This window comes from Capnocytophaga sp. oral taxon 332 str. F0381 (assembly GCF_000318275.2).
Lineage (GTDB): Bacteria > Bacteroidota > Bacteroidia > Flavobacteriales > Flavobacteriaceae > Capnocytophaga > Capnocytophaga bilenii.
Genome location: NZ_KB291336.1, coordinates 1 through 1,110, shown reverse-complemented (window position 1 = coordinate 1,110; position 1,110 = coordinate 1). Strand labels below are relative to the sequence as shown.

1 protein-coding gene is annotated in these 1,110 nt (G+C 26.3%); it reads left to right on the top strand.

Translation table 11 applies throughout. From position 1 onward, the window contains the following. Window positions 1–65 precede the first annotated feature (65 nt). Window positions 66–920 carry a hypothetical protein gene (locus HMPREF9075_RS09710; protein ID WP_009416395.1) on the top strand — a complete coding sequence of 285 codons (855 nt, stop codon included), beginning with the start codon at window positions 66–68 and terminating at the stop codon, window positions 918–920. Window positions 921–1,110: the final 190 nt, after the last annotated feature.

Here is a 1,110-nt window from a genome sequence, read left to right as displayed (position 1 = left end):
TTATTTTATTATAAGAAAAAGTTTAAACAGCTTCGATGTGTATCATTATTTTAACTTGGAAATAGATGGAAAAGATAAAAAAAGATAAAAGCATTAGTTTATTATTTCTTTGTTTTTTCTCTTTAATTACAATAAATATTTTTAGTCAAAACACTACTTTTTTTAAGATAGGAATTGTTAATGACAAATATAATTACATAAAAGTACATAAAGAAGAAAATGGAGAAATAATTACAAAAATTATCAAAGGAGAATATTTTTTCTATAAAGAGCAAAAAGGCAATTGGTGGTTAGTGAAAACTTTAGGAGGTAGTCAAGGAATTCAAGGATATGTATTCAAAGATAGTATCTCAAAAATTGATTCAAGAGAATTATTATCTGTAGGTATAGGAGCAAATGGAGGAAATAATCCAGATTTTTTAAAAGATACTATAATTTCTTATAAGAGTATAGAAAAAAATGAAGATTATCGTTTAGGTTTTCTGTTTAAATACAACTATCCTGAGATAAAGAGGACTATAATAAGGGAAAATAATGCTACATTCAATCAAAATGGAATTATTGTAAAGGTCATTACAAAAAAAGTTAATAAAGATGATTATTGTACTATCAAAGATAAAAATGGTATATCATATATAGTCACTAATGAAAACGTGTATGGCTTTGATGGGATTGATAGAGATGTTTATGAGGAAATTGATAATATTTATATATTTATAAAGGGGAATGGCTATCATTTATCTAAATCATCATTTAAATATTTATTTCAACCAACATTAGATGGAGTTGAAGTTTTTAAGAAAGAAGATAATCAACTTATTATAAAAATCCCAGGTGGTGATGGAGGGGAAAGTTATGAAGCTATATTTATTGTAAACGATAAAAAATTAATAAAAAAATATGTTTATCGTAATTTTTAAATAGATTTCACAAAACATATTATAAAAAATAATTAAAAACCAAATGAACAATCTACTCACCCATTATCCTGTGAATTGGATAGACGGAATGAAGCTAAGCAGCAGGACACACTCTTATTATACTAGGCACAAGCTGCAAGCTTCCGCCAGCGGGGGGCAATGGGAAACAATGATAAAAGACTCTGATTTA